We start from the raw sequence: 16,085 nt of genomic DNA on the forward strand, positions 1-16,085 counted from the left end.
ACCGGCCATCCGCCGCCGTGTCCCTCCACCTCGGGAGGCCCCATGACGAAACGTGCAGCAATTCTGGTCGCCGCCGGTGCGACGGTCGCCGGGCTGCTGGCCACCGCGCCGGCCCCGGCCGCCGCTTCCCCGGCGAGCACGCCGCCCGCGCCGGGGCTCGCCTGGACCGACTGTCCGACGGAGAACCACCCCACGCTCCAGTGCGCGAAGGTCACCGCCCCGCTGGACCACGCGGACCCGTCGGGCCGGCGGATCACCCTCGCCCTCTCCCGGGTGCCGCACACCGCGAAGACCTTCCAGGGCCCGCTGCTGGTCAACCCCGGCGGGCCGGGCGGCAGCGGGCTGTCGCTGGCGGGGTTCGTGGCGTCGGCGCTGCCGAAGAAGGTGGCCTCGCAGTACGACGTGATCGGGTTCGACCCACGCGGGGTCGGGAAGAGCAGCCCGCGGCTGGACTGCCTGCCGGGCCACTCCGCCCCCGTACGCCCCGACTCGGTGCCCGCCTCCACGCGGGACGAGCGGATCAACCGCGACCGGGCCGCCGCGTTCGCCCGCGCCTGCGGGGAGAAGCACGGCGACGTGCTGCCGTACATGGACACCGTCAGCGCGGCGAAGGACCTCGACGTGATCCGGCGGGCGCTGGGTTCGGAGAAGATCAACTACTTCGGCTACTCCTACGGTACGTATCTGGGGGCCGTCTACGCCAAGCTGCACCCGGAGCGGGTGCGGCGGCTGGTCCTGGACTCGGTGGTCGGCCCGGACGACGTCTGGTACCAGGGCAATCTGAACCAGGACTACGCCTTCGACGACCGCCACAAGGCGTTCGCGGCGTGGGTGGCGAAGCACGACGCGACCTACGGGCTCGGCACGGACCCGGCGGGGGTCGAGGCCGCCTGGTACCGGATGCGGGCGGCCGTCGCGGCCGAGCCGGCGGGCGGCAAGGTCGGGGCGAGCGAGCTGGAGGACACCTTCCTGCCCGGCGGCTACTACAACGGCTACTGGCCCTACCTGGCCGAGGCGTTCGCCGCGTACGTCAACGACCGGGACGCCGAGGCGCTGGCGACGGCGTACGAGAACTTCGGCGCCACCGGCCCCGGCGGCGACAACAGCTACTCCGTCTACCTCGCCGTCCAGTGCCGCGACGCGGGCTGGCCCCGGCACTGGTCGACCTGGCGCAACGACGCACGCCGGATCCACGGCAAGGCGCCCTTCATGACCTGGAACAACACCTGGTACAACGCGCCGTGCGCCACCTGGCCGGTGGCACCGCTCACCCCGGTCCCGGTCGCCAACCACCGCCTCCCGGCGGCCCTCATCCTCCAGGCCACGGGCGACGCGGCGACCCCGTACGCGGGCGCGGTGTCCATGCACCGCAAGCTCCAGGGGTCCAGCCTCGTGGTGGAGGAGGGCGGCGGCAACCACGGCATCTCGCTGAGCGGCAACGCCTGTCTGGACCAGCACCTGACGGCCTATCTGACCGACGGGACCGTCCCGCGCGGCCGGGGCGCGGGCGAGGCCGACGCGGCCTGCCCGGCGCTCCCGGACCCCAAGCCGCTGCCTGCCGCGAAGGCGGCGGCCCAGTCCGTGGACAACAGCGCGGGCAGCCGCCTGCACGGGCTGCTGGGGCCGCGCCACTGAACCCCGGCCGTCACCCCGGAGCCACCCGGAGACCGGCAGAGCCCGGGGATCCTCACGGCAGCCGTCCCAGTGCCTCCTCCGCCGCCCTGCCCAGGCGCGGATGCGGAAGAGCTGCCGTGAGGACCGGGCGGGCGCGGGAGTCGCCGAGGTGACCCAGGCCCTCCACGCAGGCCAGGGCCACGCGCCAGTGCGGGTCGCCGGGGGCCAGCAGGCGTTGGAGGGTGGCGACCAGGGCCGGGACCGCCTCGGGGGCGCGCAGGGTGGTGAGCAGGCGCACCGGGTGCACGGCATACGCGGTGCGCAGGGTGTTGGTGGCGAGCGCGGCGGCGGCCCTGGGGGTGCGGGGGTCGTTCAGGCGGGCCAGGGCGTGGGCGGCGGAGACGCAGCGCTCCGGGTCGCGGTGGTTGAGCAGGAGCACCAGCGCCTCGAAGGCCCGCCGGTCGCCCGCACAGCCGAGCCGGAACGCGGCGATCTCCCGGGCCCAGAGCGGCCGGCCCGGCTCGACCAGGACCCGGGCCAGCACCTCGTGGTCGTCGGTGGCCACCAGCAGTTCGTACGCGGTCGGGTCGTGTGCGGCCCCGTCGGCCGGCCCGGCCGCCGCCTCGTCCCGTAACCGGTCCGTCAGTGAGCGCAGCTCCTCATCCATGACGCTCAGCGTATCCACGCACACACTCCGTACAGAACACGGCGGTCGGGTCGATGTGGTCCAGCGCACAAAGACTCAGGGGTGGCGCGCTCGTTACTGGCCGGTTAATCTCATCTGAGCGGGGACACACTCCCCCGCACGCTCCGGTGGCCTGGTGACGCAGCCGCCCGGAGTGCTTGTCGGTTCGGCAGTACCAGTGCGACGCGACTCCGGGACAGAGTCCGTCACCCCTCCCGGCCGGGCGTGCTCCAGCGCCCCCGGCCCCGCGCTTCACGACACGCATCACGCAGGCCGTGCGCCGCTCCCTCATCGCCGCGCGCGCCTGCTCCCACAGTCGTCACTCACCCTGGAGTCCCGTGATGGACACCCCGCTCTCCACCATTGCCGTCGTCGGCCTCGGCACCATGGGCACCGGCATCGCCGAGGTCCTGGCCCTCGCGGGCCGCGAGGTCATCGGCATCGACATCAGCGAGGCGGCCGCCCGGCAGGCCCTCTCCTCCCTCGAAGCCTCCACCGCACGGGCCGTCGGGCGCGGGCGGATCACCGAGCAGGAGCGGGCCGACGCGCTCGCCCGGTTCCGTATCTCCGACGCCCTCGCGGCGGCTGCCGATGCCGAGCTGGTCATCGAGGTCGTGCCGGAGTCGTACGAGCTCAAGCAGCAGGTGTTCCGGGAGCTGGACACGATCGTCGCGCCCACCGCGATCCTCGCCACCGGGACGAACGCCCTGTCGGTGACCCGGCTCGCCGCCGAGTCGCAGCGCCCCGAGCGCGTGCTCGGCCTGCACTTCTTCAACCCGGCGCCCGCGATGAAGCTGGTCGAGGTCGTCTCCTCGGTGCTCACCGCGCCGCCCGCCGTCGAGGCCGTCACCAAGCTGGCCCGGGAGCTGGGCAAGGAGCCGGTCGCGGTCGGGGACCGGCCCGGGTTCGTCGCCGACGGCCTGCTCTTCGGCTACCTCAACCAGGCCGCCGCGATGTACGAGGCCAACTACGCCTCCCGCGAGGACATCGACGCGGCGATGAAGCTGGGCTGCGGACTGCCCATGGGCCCGCTCGCCCTGCTGGACCTGATCGGCATCGACACCGCCCGGACGGTCCTGGAGGCCATGTACTCCGCCTCCCACGACCGGCTGCACGCCCCCGCCCCCGTCCTCGGCCACCTCAGCGAGGCCGGGCTGACCGGGCGCAAGGCGGGGCGCGGCTTCTACACGTACGAGGCTCCGGGCAGCCAGACCGTGGTGCCCGACGCGCTCACCCCGTCCGCGGAAGCCGCGGCCGGTGTGGGGCGCTCCGTCGCCTCCGTCGGTGTCGCGGGCTCCGGGACCATGGCCTCCGGGATCGCGGAGGTCTTCGCCAAGGCCGGGTACACCGTGGTCCTCGCGGCGCGCAGCCAGGAGAAGGCGGATGTCGCCAAGGGCCGGATCGCGAAGTCGCTGGAGCGCTCGGTCAGCAAGGGGCGGCTGACGGCCGAGGCGCGGGACGAGACGCTGGGGCGGATCACGGCGGCCGGTTCGCTGGACGCGTTCGCGGAGGTCGACCTCGCCGTGGAGGCGGTCGCGGAGGACCTGGAGATCAAGCAGCAGCTCTTCGCGGCCCTGGACAAGGTCTGCCGGCCGGGCGCGGTCCTCGCCACCACCACCTCGTCGCTGCCGGTGGTCTCGATCGCACGGGCCACCGCGCGGCCCGAGGACGTGATCGGGATGCACTTCTTCAACCCGGCGCCCGCGATGAAGCTGGTGGAGGTCGTCCGTACGGTCCTGACCGCCGACGACGTCCACGCCACGGTCCGTTCGGTCTGCGCGAAGATCCGCAAGCACCCGGTGGACTGCGGGGACCGGGCCGGGTTCATCGTCAACGCGCTGCTGTTCCCGTACCTCAACAACGCGATCAAGATGGTCGAGGAGCACTACGCCTCGCTGGACGACATCGACGCGGCCATGAAGCTGGGCGGCGGCTACCCGATGGGCCCGTTCGAACTGCTGGACGTCGTCGGGCTGGATGTCTCCCTCGCCATCGAGAAGGTGCTGCACAAGGAGTTCCGCGACCCGGGGCTCGCCCCGGCGCCGCTGCTGGAGCACCTGGTGGCCGCGGGCTGCCTCGGCCGCAAGACGGGCCGGGGCTTCCGCGAATATGCCCGGCGCTGACCCGGGAGCCGGGTGGGGCGGGCTGCTGGGACCCCCCGGCGGTCCGCCCCCGAAGGCGCGCTCTCCTGCACCGATGCGTTACGTTCATGCCATGTCCCAGCCCGCCAAGTCACCCCGTGCCACCGCCGCGCCCGACGCCCCGGAGACCGCCGCGGGGTCGCGCGCCGCCGCCCAACGGCTCAAGATGCGCCGCGAACTGGCCGCTGCCGCGATGGAGCTCTTCGCCACGAAGGGGTACGAGGCGACGACCGTCGACGAGATCGCGGGCGCCGCGGGCGTCGCCCGGCGGACCTTCTTCCGGCACTTCCGCTCCAAGGAAGAGGCCATCTTCCCGGACCACGACGACACCCTCGTCAGGGCCGAGGCCGTCCTCAACGCCGCCCCCGCGCACGAGCATCCGCTCGACACCGTGTGCCGCGGCATCAAGGAGGTCATGAAGATGTACGCGGCCAAGCCCGCCGTCTCCGTGGCCCGTTACAAGCTGACCCGTGAGGTACCCACCCTCCGGGAGGCCGAGATCGCGTCGGTGGCCCGCTACGAGCGGCTGTTCACCCGCTATCTGCTGGGCCACTTCGACGAGCGCGACCACCACGTGGGCAACGACGACCCGCTGCTGGCGGAGGTGGCAGCGTCCGCGGTGGTCACCGCGCACAACCACGTGCTGCGCCGCTGGCTGCGGGCCGGGGGCCAGGGCGATGTGGAGGCCCAGCTCGACCGCGCCTTCGCCATCGTGCGGGAGACCTTCGGCTCCGGCATCGGGGCGGGCCGGACCGCCCCGGCCGATGCCACCAGGACCCCGGCGGCGACGGTCGCCACCGAGGGCGAGGTACTGGTCGCGGTGGCCCGTACGGACGCCCCCCTGGACGAGGTCATGCGGACCATTCAGCAGGCGCTCAAGGAGCGCTGAGCCGGGGGCCGACTCCCCGGCGGGTCTTCGACGCGTCCGGGCCGAGCCGTTCGACGCGCGCGGCGGCCGGGAATCCGCTGGCCCGCCGGGCACCACTGTGCTGATGTGCACGGATGCGATCATCCGAGAACGCCATCCGTCACCTCTTCGACCGCGAGATGCGGGAGCACGCCCGCCCCGACGGGCCCGGCGTACGCGTCGAGCGCGCCGGCCCCGTCGTCCGCCAGGTCGGCGGCCCGGACGACTGGAACGGGGTGGTCTGGTCGGACCCGGGGCTGGACGCCCGGGGGGCCGACGCCGCCGTCGCCGCGCAGATCGAGCACTGCACGGCGCTCGGCCTGCCCGAGTTCGAGTGGAAGCTGTACGCCCACGACTCCCCCGCCGACCTGGGGGAACGGCTGCTGGCCGCCGGGTTCGCGGCTGAGGAGCCGGAGGCACTGCTCGTGGCTCCCGCGGAGCCGCTGGCCGGGCCGGTCGAGCTGCCCGAGGGGGTGAGCCTGCGGCCGGTGACCGATGCGGCGGGCGCCGGGCTGATGGCCCGGGCCCACGAGCAGGCCTTCGGCACCGACGGGAAGCGCCTGCTCCACCAGGTGGTGAAGCGGCTGGAGGAGGCGCCCGAGGACTTCGTGGCGGTCATGGCGGTGGACGGCGGGGGCGAGCCGGTCTGCTCCGGGCGGATGGAGCTGCATCCGGGCACGGGCTTCGCCGGGCTCTGGGGCGGAGGCACGGTGACCGCCTGGCGGGGGAAGGGCGTCTACCGGGCGCTGGTGGCGTACCGGGCGCGGATCGCCGCGGAGCGCGGCTACCGGTACCTCCAGGTCGACGCCACCGACATGTCGGCCCCGATCCTGCGCCGACTGGGCTTTCTGGAGCTGGGGACGACGACGCCGTATGTGTACCGACCGGCACGGTAACCGCCCGGCAGCAGGACAGAACGTCTCGTAACGCCCATCGTGTTGCTCATGCGTGCCTACGAGATGACAAGTGAGAGAAATTGTTGGCACTGGGTGCCTTGTCAGCTGTCACGGAGTGCCATACGTTGAAGGTGTCCGGGCGGCCGGCGTGCTGGGGATGTCCCGTACGCCGGCTGTCCCCGCAACCACCGTGCTGCGCGCCCGGACGCCTGCGTCACAGGCACCCTTCTGCTCCACCCGAGCAAAGCCGAAGCTCCACTCGCCGAACCGACGGCAACACACCTCCACACCGCACCGCTCCCCTGCCAGCAGGGCCCTACAAGCGTTCCCTCGACGCCGCATCACCGGAGGCAACACCGTGAAGGAAATCCTGGACGCCATCCAGTCCGAGGACAGCACGGCCGCGGACTTCGCGGCCCTGTCCATCCCCGAGTCCTACCGCGCGATCACCGTGCACAAGGACGAGGCGGAGATGTTCGCCGGGCTCGCGACCCGCGACAAGGACCCGCGCAAGTCGCTCCACCTCGACGAGGTCCCGGTCCCCGAACTCGGCCCCGGCGAGGCCCTCGTCGCCGTGATGGCCAGCTCGGTGAATTACAACTCCGTCTGGACCTCCATCTTCGAGCCGGTCTCGACGTTCAGCTTCCTGGAGCGGTACGGGAAGCTCAGCGAGCTCACCAAGCGCCACGACCTGCCTTACCACGTCATCGGCTCCGATCTGGCAGGCGTCGTCCTGCGCACCGGCCCCGGCGTGAACGCCTGGAACCCGGGCGACGAGGTCGTCGCACACTGCCTCTCCGTCGAGCTGGAGTCCTCCGACGGCCACAACGACACGATGCTCGACCCCGAGCAGCGCATCTGGGGCTTCGAGACCAACTTCGGCGGCCTGGCGGAGATCGCGCTCGTCAAGTCCAACCAGCTGATGCCCAAGCCCCGGCACCTCAGCTGGGAGGAGGCGGCGGCCCCGGGCCTGGTCAACTCGACCGCGTACCGCCAGCTCGTCTCCCGCAACGGCGCCGGGATGAAGCAGGGCGACAACGTCCTGATCTGGGGCGCGAGCGGTGGACTCGGCTCCTACGCCACGCAGTTCGCGCTGGCCGGCGGCGCCAACCCGATCTGTGTCGTCTCCTCCCCGGAGAAGGCCGACATCTGCCGCTCCATGGGCGCCGAGGCGGTCATCGACCGCAACGCGGACGGCTACAGGTTCTGGAAGGACGAGCGCACCCAGGACCCGAAGGAGTGGAAGCGCTTCGGCAAGCGCATCCGCGAGTTCACCGGCGGCGAGGACATCGACATCGTCTTCGAGCACCCGGGCCGCGAGACCTTCGGCGCCTCGGTCTACGTCACCCGCAAGGGCGGCACGATCACCACCTGCGCCTCCACCTCGGGCTACATGCACGAGTACGACAACCGCTACCTGTGGATGTCGCTCAAGCGCATCATCGGCTCCCACTTCGCCAACTACCGCGAGGCGTGGGAGGCCAACCGCCTCATCGCCAAGGGCAAGATCCACCCGACGCTCTCCAAGACGTACACCCTGGAAGAGACCGGCCAGGCCGCCCACGACGTCCACCGCAACGCCCACCAGGGCAAGGTCGGCGTCCTGGCACTGGCACCCCGTGAAGGTCTGGGCGTGCGCGACCAGGAAATGCGCGAGCAGCACATCGACGCCATCAACCGCTTCCGCAACGTCTGAGGTTCTCCCATGACCGAACGTCAGAAGGACCGGCCCTGGCTCATGCGGACGTACGCCGGTCACTCGACCGCCGAGGCGTCCAACGAGCTGTACCGCCGCAACCTCGCCAAGGGCCAGACGGGTCTCTCGGTCGCCTTCGATCTGCCGACGCAGACCGGATACGACCCCGACCACATTCTCGCCCGCGGCGAGGTGGGCCGTGTCGGTGTGCCCGTCTCGCACCTCGGTGACATGCGCCGGCTGTTCCAGGACATCCCCCTGGAGCAGATGAACACCTCGATGACGATCAACGCGACCGCCATGTGGCTGCTGGCGCTCTACCAGGTGGTCGCGGAGGAGCAGGGGGCCGACCCCGCCAAGCTCCAGGGGACCACGCAGAACGACATCGTGAAGGAGTACCTCTCGCGCGGGACGCACATCTTCCCGCCGGTGCCCTCGCTGCGGCTGACCACCGACATGATCACGTACACGGTCAACCGCATCCCCAAGTGGAACCCGATCAACATCTGCAGCTACCACCTCCAGGAGGCGGGGGCCACCCCGGTCCAGGAGATCGCGTACGCCATGTCGACCGCCATCGCGGTGCTCGACGCGGTCCGCGACTCGGGCCAGGTCCCGGAGGAGAAGTTCGGTGACGTGGTCGCCCGGATCTCGTTCTTCGTGAACGCGGGCGTCCGCTTCATCGAGGAGATGTGCAAGATGCGCGCCTTCGGCCGTATCTGGGACCGTGTCACCCGCGAGCGGTACGGCATCACCGACGCCAAGCAGCGCCGCTTCCGCTACGGCGTCCAGGTCAACTCCCTCGGTTTGACCGAGGCGCAGCCGGAGAACAACGTCCAGCGCATCGTCCTGGAGATGCTGGCCGTCACCCTCTCCAAGGACGCCCGCGCCCGCGCGGTGCAGCTCCCGGCCTGGAACGAGGCGCTGGGGCTGCCCCGGCCCTGGGACCAGCAGTGGTCGCTGCGGATCCAGCAGGTGCTGGCGCACGAGAGCGATCTGCTGGAGTACGAGGACATCTTCGCCGGTTCGCACGTCATCGAGGCCAAGGTGGACGCCCTGGTCGAGGAGTCGCTCGCGGAGATCGACCGCATCCAGCAGATGGGCGGCGCGATGGCGGCCGTCGAGTCCGGCTATCTCAAGTCGGAGCTGGTCTCCTCGCACGCGGCCCGCCGGGCCCGGATCGAGGGCGGCCAGGAGAAGATCGTGGGTGTCAACATCTACGAGACGACCGAGCCCAATCCGCTCACCTCCGACCTCGACGGCGCGATCATGACCGTCGACCCGGCGAACGAGGCCCGGGTCGTCACCGCCCTGCACGCCTGGCGCGACAACCGCGACGAGGCCCGCGCGACCCAGGCGCTGGCCGCGCTGAAGAAGGCCGCGGCGGGCACCGAGAACATGATGGAAGCCACCGTCGAGTGCGCCCGCGCGGGCGTCACCACCGGCGAGTGGTCCTGGGCGCTGCGGGACGTCTTCGGCGAGTTCCGCGCGCCGACCGGGGTCTCCTCGGCCCCGGTGGCGGTCACCGCCGAGCCGGGCAGCACGCTCGCGCTGGTCCGCGAGAAGGTCACCCGTACCGCCGCCGACCTGGGTGTGGGACGGCTGCGCCTGCTGGTCGGCAAGCCGGGTCTTGACGGGCACTCCAACGGGGCCGAGCAGATCGCCGTACGAGCACGGGACGCCGGCTTCGAGGTGGTCTACCAGGGGATCCGGCTGACCCCCGAGCAGATCACCGACGCGGCGCTCGCCGAGGACGTGCACTGCGTGGGGCTCTCCATCCTCTCCGGCTCGCACGCGGAGCTGGTGCCCGATGTGCTGCACCGGCTGCGCGAGGCCGGGGCGCCGGACATCCCGGTGATCGCGGGCGGCATCATCCCGTCGGCCGACGCCGCGGCGCTCATCGAAGCCGGCGTGGCCGCCGTCTTCACCCCGAAGGACTTCGGCATCACGGAGATCATCGGCCGTATCGTCGACGAGATCCGGAAAGCGAACAAGCTCGACCCTCTGGAGGTCTCCGCATGACCACGCCCACCGCCCCCGTGAACCGGCTGCGCCCCCGCCGCTCGTGTCTGGCCGTACCCGGCTCCAACCCGCGCTTCCTGGAGAAGGCCCAGGGCCTCCCGGCCGACCAGGTCTTCCTGGACCTGGAGGACGCCTGCGCGCCCCTCGCCAAGGAGGGCGCCCGCCACCACATCGTGGACGCGCTGAACAACGGCGACTGGAGCGGCAAGACCCGGGTCGTGCGGGTCAACGACTGGACGACGCACTGGACGTACCGGGACGTCGTCACGGTCGTCGAGGGCGCGGGCCCCAACCTCGACTGCATCATGCTGCCGAAGGTCCAGGACGCCCAGCAGGTCGTGGCGCTGGACCTGCTGCTGACCCAGATCGAGAAGACGATGGGCTTCGAGGTCGGGAAGATCGGCATCGAGGCGCAGATCGAGAACGCCAAGGGCCTGGTGAACATCGACGAGATCGCCGCCGCCTCGCCGCGCCTGGAGACGCTGATCTTCGGCCCGGCCGACTTCATGGCCTCGATCAACATGAAGACCCTGGTCGTCGGCCAGCAGCCGCCCGGCTACCCGGCGGACGCGTACCACTACATCCTGATGCGCATCCTGATGGCGGCCCGCAGCCACGACCTCCAGGCGATCGACGGCCCGTTCCTCCAGATCCGCGACGTGGACGCCTACCGCGAGGTGGCCGGCCGTGCCGCCGCCCTCGGCTTCGACGGCAAGTGGGTGCTCCACCCCGGCCAGGTCGACGCGGCCAACGAGGTGTTCTCGCCCTCGCAGGAGGACTACGACCACGCCGAGCTGATCCTCGACGCCTACGACTGGTGCACCTCCGAGGAGGGCGGCAAGAAGGGCTCCGCGATGCTCGGCGACGAGATGATCGACGAGGCCAGCCGCAAGATGGCCCTGGTCATCGCGGGCAAGGGCCGGGCCGCCGGAATGCAGCGCACGTCCAAGTTCGAAGCCCCGGAGGCCTGATCATGCAGTTCGGACGCACTTTTGAGGAGTTCGAGGTCGGTGCCGTCTACAAGCACTGGCCCGGAAAGACGGTCACGGAATACGACGACCACCTCTTCTGTCTGCTGACCATGAATCACCACCCGCTCCACATGGACAGCAACTACGCGGAGAGGACGACCGACTTCGGGAAGAACGTCGTCGTCGGCAACTACGTCTACTCGCTGCTGCTCGGCATGTCGGTGCCGGACGTCTCCGGAAAAGCCATCGCCAATCTGGAGGTCGAATCGCTCAAGCACATCGCACCGACCTTCCACGGCGACACCATCTACGGCGAGACCACCGTCCTGGACAAGACCCCGTCGAAGTCCAGGAGCGACCGCGGAATCGTGTACGTCGAGACCCGGGGCTACAAGCAGGACGGCACCATGGTCTGCGTGTTCCGCCGCAAGGTGATGGTCCCCACCGAGACGTACATCAAGGAGCGCGGCGGCGAGCAGCCCGGCCGCCCGACGCCCGCCAACTAACCGTGCAGGGCCGTGAGGCCATCCGCGTGAAGCCACAGGAGATGCAGCCATGACGCGACTCGCCCAGACCGCCGGTCTGAACGACGTCCAGCGGGAAATCCTTTCCACGGTCCGGGATTTCGTCGACAAGGAGATCATTCCGGTCGCGACCCAGCTGGAGCACCGCGACGAGTACCCCACGCAGATCGTGGAAGGGCTCAAGGAACTCGGCCTGTTCGGGCTGATGATCCCCGAGGAGTACGGGGGTCTGGGCGAGTCGCTGCTCACCTACGCACTGTGCGTGGAGGAGATCGCGCGCGGCTGGATGAGCGTGTCCGGGATCATCAACACGCATTTCATCGTGGCCTACATGCTCAAGCAGCACGGCACCCAGGAGCAGAAGGACACGTTCCTGCCGCGTATGGCACTCGGTGAGGTGCGCGGGGCCTTCTCGATGTCGGAGCCGGCGCTCGGCTCCGATGTCTCGGCGATCACGTCGAAGGGCGTCAGGGACGGCGACGAGTACGTTCTCAACGGCCAGAAGATGTGGCTGACGAACGGCGGCACGTCGACGCTGGTGGCCGTTCTCTGCCGAAGTGACGAAGGCCACCCCGAGGGCACCGCACCCCACAAGTCGATGACGACCTTCCTGGTGGAGAAGGAGGCCGGCTTCGGAGAGGTCCGGCCCGGCCTGACCATCCCCGGAAAGATCGACAAGATGGGGTACAAGGGCGTCGACACGACCGAACTCATCATGGACGACCTGCGCATTCCGGCCAACCGGGTCCTGGGCGGCACCACCGGCCGAGGGTTTTACCAAATGATGGACGGTGTCGAGGTCGGGCGGGTCAATGTCGCCGCCCGTGGCTGCGGCGTCGCTCAGCGTGCGTTCGAGCTGGGCGTTTCGTACGCCCAGCAGCGCCAGACCTTCGGCAAACCGATCGCGCAGCACCAGGCGATCCAGTTCAAATTGGCCGAAATGGCCACCAAGGTCGAGGCCGCTCATGCGATGATGGTGAACGCGGCACGCAAAAAGGACTCCGGGGAACGTAACGACCTGGAGGCAGGGATGGCGAAGTACCTCGCCTCCGAGTACTGCAAGGAAGTCGTCGAGGACGCCTTCCGCATCCACGGCGGTTACGGCTTCTCCAAGGAGTACGAGATCGAGCGCCTCTACCGCGAGGCCCCGATGCTGCTGATCGGCGAAGGTACCGCCGAGATCCAGAAAATGATCATTGGCCGGCGCCTCCTGGAGGAGTACCGATTCCAGGGCTGAATGTCCCTTTCGAGGTGATTTGGTGGCGAACAACATCACACCGGGTCACCCTCGGCGGGTGCCATTCGGCAGTCCGACTCGGCTGCTGGCTTGCCCAGTTGCGCCCGGCAACCGATAGCATCGCCGGAAAGCCGCCGTCCCCCGTTGCCAGCGCGGCATCATCCGCTACGAAGGTCATCCATGCCCGACAGCCCTACCTCCGCACACCGCGGCGGGGTCCGCATCGCCCGCGGAGCATCGCCGTGGCTCCTCCCGACCGTCGCCACCGCGGCCCTCAGCCTCGCCCGCGCCCGCAAGTCCGGGCGCTGGGCGGCTGCGGCCGTGCCCACCACCGCGCTCGCGGCGGGCATGCTGTGGTTCTTCCGTGACCCCGAGCGCGAGATCGCCGAGGGCCGGGTCATCTCCCCGGCCGACGGTGTGGTGCAGAGCATCATGCCGTGGAAGGACGGGCGGACCCGGGTCGCCATCTTCATGAGCCCGCTCAACGTCCACGTCAACCGCGCGCCGCTGGCGGGCACCGTGACGTCGGTCGAGCACGTCCCGGGCGGGTTCGTTCCGGCGTTCAACAAGGAGAGCGAGAACAACGAGCGCGTTGTCTGGCACTTCGACACCGAACTGGGCGACATCGAGATGGTGCAGATCGCGGGAGCGGTCGCCCGTCGTATCGTGCCGTACATCCCGCAGGGCACGAAGGTGGAGCAGGGCGAGCGCATCGGCCTGATCCGCTTCGGCTCCCGGGTCGACATCTACCTTCCGGAAGGTATCGATGTCGCGGTCGAGGTCGGCCAGGCCACCACCGCGGGGGTGACTCGAATTGACCGTAGTTGATCCGGATACCAAGGTCGGCTGGGTGCCCGAGGCCGAGCAGGAGAGCGACGCCGACGGCGCGGAGGACATGCCGCTCTCGCTTCGGCTGTCGATAGCGGACACGCTCACTCTCGGTAACGCCACGTGCGGATTCATGGCGGTGTACTTCACCACCACGGGGATCCTCATCCCGCACCTCACGGGCAGCGAGGAGACGGGCATGGCCCGTCACTCGGCGGCCACCGCCGTGATCCTCATGCTGATGGCGGCGATCTTCGACCTCTTCGACGGGCTCGTGGCGCGCAAGCTGCGGTCCTCGCCGATGGGGGCCGAGCTGGACAACCTCTCCGACCTCATCAGCTTCGGGCTCGCCCCGGCCTACTTCGTCCTCGTGTACGGGATGGTCGCGGACGACGCCCACCAGCGGGTGTCGGCGCTGGCGGCGATCGTGGTGCTGCTGGCCGTGGTGCTCAGGCTGGCCAGATTCTCCTGTGTGACCTTGAAGGACGGCATGTTCCAGGGCATGCCGAGCCCCTTCGGAGCGCTGACGGTCGTCTCGATCGTGCTTCTGGAGCTGCCCTTCATCCCGACGCTGCTGGCGATCGTCGGGGTGGCGTGGCTGATGGTGAGCCGGGTCGAGTACCCCAAGCCCCGTGGCATCCTCGCGGTGGCGATGCTCAGCTGGATCGTGAGCGCGATGGGACTGCTCGCCGCATGGGCCTTCGACGCCCCGGGCGGGCAGCTGCTGCTCCAGACCGGCTGTGCGCTCCAGGTGGTGCTGGGCGCGGTGATCCCGCTCTTCGCCACGGCGCGACGGGTCAACACGTTCCGTGACAACCGCCGCGAGGCGCGGGCGGCACAGCTCCCGTAGCGGGTACGTACGCGGACGTACGCAGAACAGGGCGAGGGCCCGGATGCTCCCCGGCATCCGGGCCCTCGCGCATGTCCCGGTGTGCCGCCCCCTCCCCGCGTCGTCCCCGGGTGTCCCCTCGCCCCCGGGCGTTCCTTCTCAGCGCCCCCGCCGCAGGCTCCAGGCCGCGGCCTCACCGGCCGGGGTGCGGCTCCAGGCTCCAGATCAGCTCGGCGTGGAGGGGGCCCTGACGGGCGAGGAAGGCACCGTGGTCGGGGGAGAGCGCGGCGAGCTGGGAGGCATGGCTGAGGACCGCCGCGCGCTTGGCCGCCCACTGCTCGTCGGAGAGCACCAGTTCGTGGCGGACCGTGACACGGTGGTGACGGGTCAGCTCCTGGTAGGCGGCCCCCCACTTCTGGTCGGCAGCCAGCGCCGCGGAGGCCCGGGGGGTGCCCCACTCCGGCAGGTGGCCGGTGTAGGGCAGGTCGGCGTAGACCCAGGGGGCGGGGGCGCCGGTCGCGGCGAGGGCGCGTTGGGCGCGGAGCCGTACGGCCTCGTGGTCGGGCTGGTTGGTACCGAGCGGGAGGAGGACGCGGGTGGTGGGGGCGAGGGTACTCAGGAGGGCGTCGAGCGCGTCGGGGCCTTCGCCCTCCAAGACGTACGGGCCGTCGGGGTGGTCGATCAGGAGCTGCTCGGCGCCCAGCAGCTCGCAGGCGCGGGCGTCCTCGGCGCTGCGGACCCGGTGGGCCTCGGCCGCGCTGGTGAAGCCGCAGGTGGAATCCCACCAGGAGACGGGGGCGCCGGGCGGCGGGGGACCGCCGTGGACGGTGACGAGGGCGAGGGGGCCGGGCAGGGTGGGCAGCAGCCCGGCGAGGGAGAGCGCGGCGTCGTCGAAGTGCGGCGAGACGACGAGGGTGCGCCAGGGGGGCGGTACGGGGGCGGGCACGGTTCCTCCGGAGGGGCGGGGCTGTTCGGGGCCCGGAAGCGGGCGGTCGGGGGTGCGAAGGCGGCGGTAGGGGCCGGGCGGGGTGCCCACGGGCTCCCGGGGGGGGAGGCCCGGTCGGGGCGCGGGGCGTGGGGTCGGGCCACCCGGGTGTGTGGTCAGGGCGCCGGAGCCCGGCGGGGGATGTCCAGCGCGGCGAGGGCCGCGTCCCAGGCCGTGTCGCTGCCCTCCCAGCGGCCGGGCTGGGCGGCGACGGTCCCCCAGGTGACCCCGGGCGGGAGTGCGGGGGTGGTCCGCGGGGGCGTACGGCGCAGCCAGAGCAGGTCGAAGTCGTGGTCCGGGTAGCGGGAGCGCAGGAGGCCGTGGAGGGCCGCCAGGTCGTCGGCGCCGCTCTCGTCGAACGCGTCGTGGTGGACGTACAGGACCCGGGTGCCGGAGGCCGCCAAGTCCCGCCAGCGGGTGGCGAGGTGGGCGAACTTCTCCCGGACCCTCGGATACTGCTCCGCGATGACCTCCGGAGTCAGCGGGGTGCCCCCGGGAGCATGGAAGTCGTGGAAGAAGCGGATGTTCGAGCCCCGGTCCCGTACGCAGAGGCCGTTGCTGAAGGGTTCGCCCATGCCGGGGCGGAGGACGTTGGCGAAGTCGGCCGCGATGGTCTCCCGTACGGCGACGAGATCGAGGTCGAGCCAGTCGAAGAAGTGCGCCCGCTCCCTGCCGGTGATGCGGCGGAGCTGGTAGGTGGACTCGCAGTGGTAGCCGAGCCCGACACAGACGTCGTACATGGCGGGCTCC

General features: G+C 70.9%; 14 protein-coding genes. 11 read left to right on the top strand and 3 right to left on the bottom strand.

What is annotated here, in order from left to right:
• Positions 1-42 precede the first annotated feature (42 nt).
• A complete protein-coding gene (locus tag AC0682_RS23265; protein ID WP_478534938.1) occupies positions 43-1,635 on the top strand; it encodes an alpha/beta hydrolase in 1,593 nt (530 codons plus the stop codon).
• Between the two features lie 52 nt (positions 1,636-1,687).
• Here the strand turns inward: AC0682_RS23265 and AC0682_RS23270 are convergent, their stop codons facing one another.
• Positions 1,688-2,281: an adenylosuccinate lyase gene (locus AC0682_RS23270; RefSeq protein WP_478534939.1), complete on the bottom strand. Its 594-nt coding sequence runs from the start codon at positions 2,279-2,281 to the stop codon at positions 1,688-1,690.
• Positions 2,282-2,640: 359 nt separating this feature from the next.
• Between AC0682_RS23270 and AC0682_RS23275 the strand changes: the two genes are divergently transcribed.
• The 10 genes from AC0682_RS23275 (at position 2,641) to pssA (ending at position 14,371) form a co-directional block, all read left to right on the top strand.
• Complete coding sequence (locus tag AC0682_RS23275) at positions 2,641-4,422, top strand: 3-hydroxyacyl-CoA dehydrogenase family protein (protein WP_478534940.1); 1,782 nt, start codon at positions 2,641-2,643, stop codon at positions 4,420-4,422.
• Positions 4,423-4,513: 91 nt separating this feature from the next.
• The gene (locus AC0682_RS23280; protein WP_478534941.1) at positions 4,514-5,329 is read left to right on the top strand and encodes a TetR family transcriptional regulator; all 816 of its coding nucleotides are present in this window, start codon (positions 4,514-4,516) and stop codon (positions 5,327-5,329) included.
• A 113-nt stretch (positions 5,330-5,442) separates the two neighbouring features.
• A complete protein-coding gene (locus tag AC0682_RS23285; RefSeq protein WP_478534942.1) occupies positions 5,443-6,243 on the top strand; it encodes a GNAT family N-acetyltransferase in 801 nt (266 codons plus the stop codon).
• Positions 6,244-6,601: 358 nt separating this feature from the next.
• Positions 6,602-7,939, top strand: a complete 1,338-nt coding sequence (gene ccrA, locus AC0682_RS23290) for a crotonyl-CoA carboxylase/reductase (protein WP_478534943.1) — start codon at positions 6,602-6,604, stop codon at positions 7,937-7,939.
• A gap of 9 nt (positions 7,940-7,948) precedes the next feature.
• On the top strand, positions 7,949-9,961 hold the full coding sequence (locus AC0682_RS23295) for a protein meaA (protein WP_478534944.1): 2,013 nt from the start codon (positions 7,949-7,951) through the stop codon (positions 9,959-9,961).
• Positions 9,958-10,932 (top strand): HpcH/HpaI aldolase/citrate lyase family protein, encoded by a 975-nt coding sequence (locus AC0682_RS23300; protein WP_478534945.1) that lies wholly within the window; start codon positions 9,958-9,960, stop codon positions 10,930-10,932. Before AC0682_RS23295 ends, AC0682_RS23300 begins: the two co-directional genes overlap by 4 nt.
• Before the next feature lie 2 nt (positions 10,933-10,934).
• Entirely contained in the window at positions 10,935-11,438 is a 504-nt protein-coding gene (locus tag AC0682_RS23305; protein ID WP_478534946.1) for a MaoC family dehydratase, read from the top strand.
• Positions 11,439-11,487: 49 nt separating this feature from the next.
• Positions 11,488-12,693, top strand: coding sequence for an acyl-CoA dehydrogenase family protein (locus AC0682_RS23310; RefSeq protein WP_254811370.1), 1,206 nt, complete (start codon positions 11,488-11,490; stop codon positions 12,691-12,693).
• A gap of 180 nt (positions 12,694-12,873) precedes the next feature.
• A complete protein-coding gene (locus tag AC0682_RS23315; RefSeq protein ID WP_254811371.1) occupies positions 12,874-13,521 on the top strand; it encodes a phosphatidylserine decarboxylase in 648 nt (215 codons plus the stop codon).
• Positions 13,522-13,543: 22 nt separating this feature from the next.
• Complete coding sequence (gene pssA / locus AC0682_RS23320; protein WP_181006578.1) at positions 13,544-14,371, top strand: CDP-diacylglycerol--serine O-phosphatidyltransferase; 828 nt, start codon at positions 13,544-13,546, stop codon at positions 14,369-14,371.
• Positions 14,372-14,543: 172 nt separating this feature from the next.
• Here the strand turns inward: pssA and AC0682_RS23325 are convergent, their stop codons facing one another.
• A complete protein-coding gene (locus AC0682_RS23325; protein WP_478534947.1) occupies positions 14,544-15,296 on the bottom strand; it encodes a PIG-L deacetylase family protein in 753 nt (250 codons plus the stop codon).
• A 155-nt stretch (positions 15,297-15,451) separates the two neighbouring features.
• Complete coding sequence (locus AC0682_RS23330; RefSeq protein ID WP_478534948.1) at positions 15,452-16,075, bottom strand: DUF1796 family putative cysteine peptidase; 624 nt, start codon at positions 16,073-16,075, stop codon at positions 15,452-15,454.
• Positions 16,076-16,085: the final 10 nt, after the last annotated feature.

This window comes from Streptomyces sp. NPDC043746 (assembly GCF_056436485.1).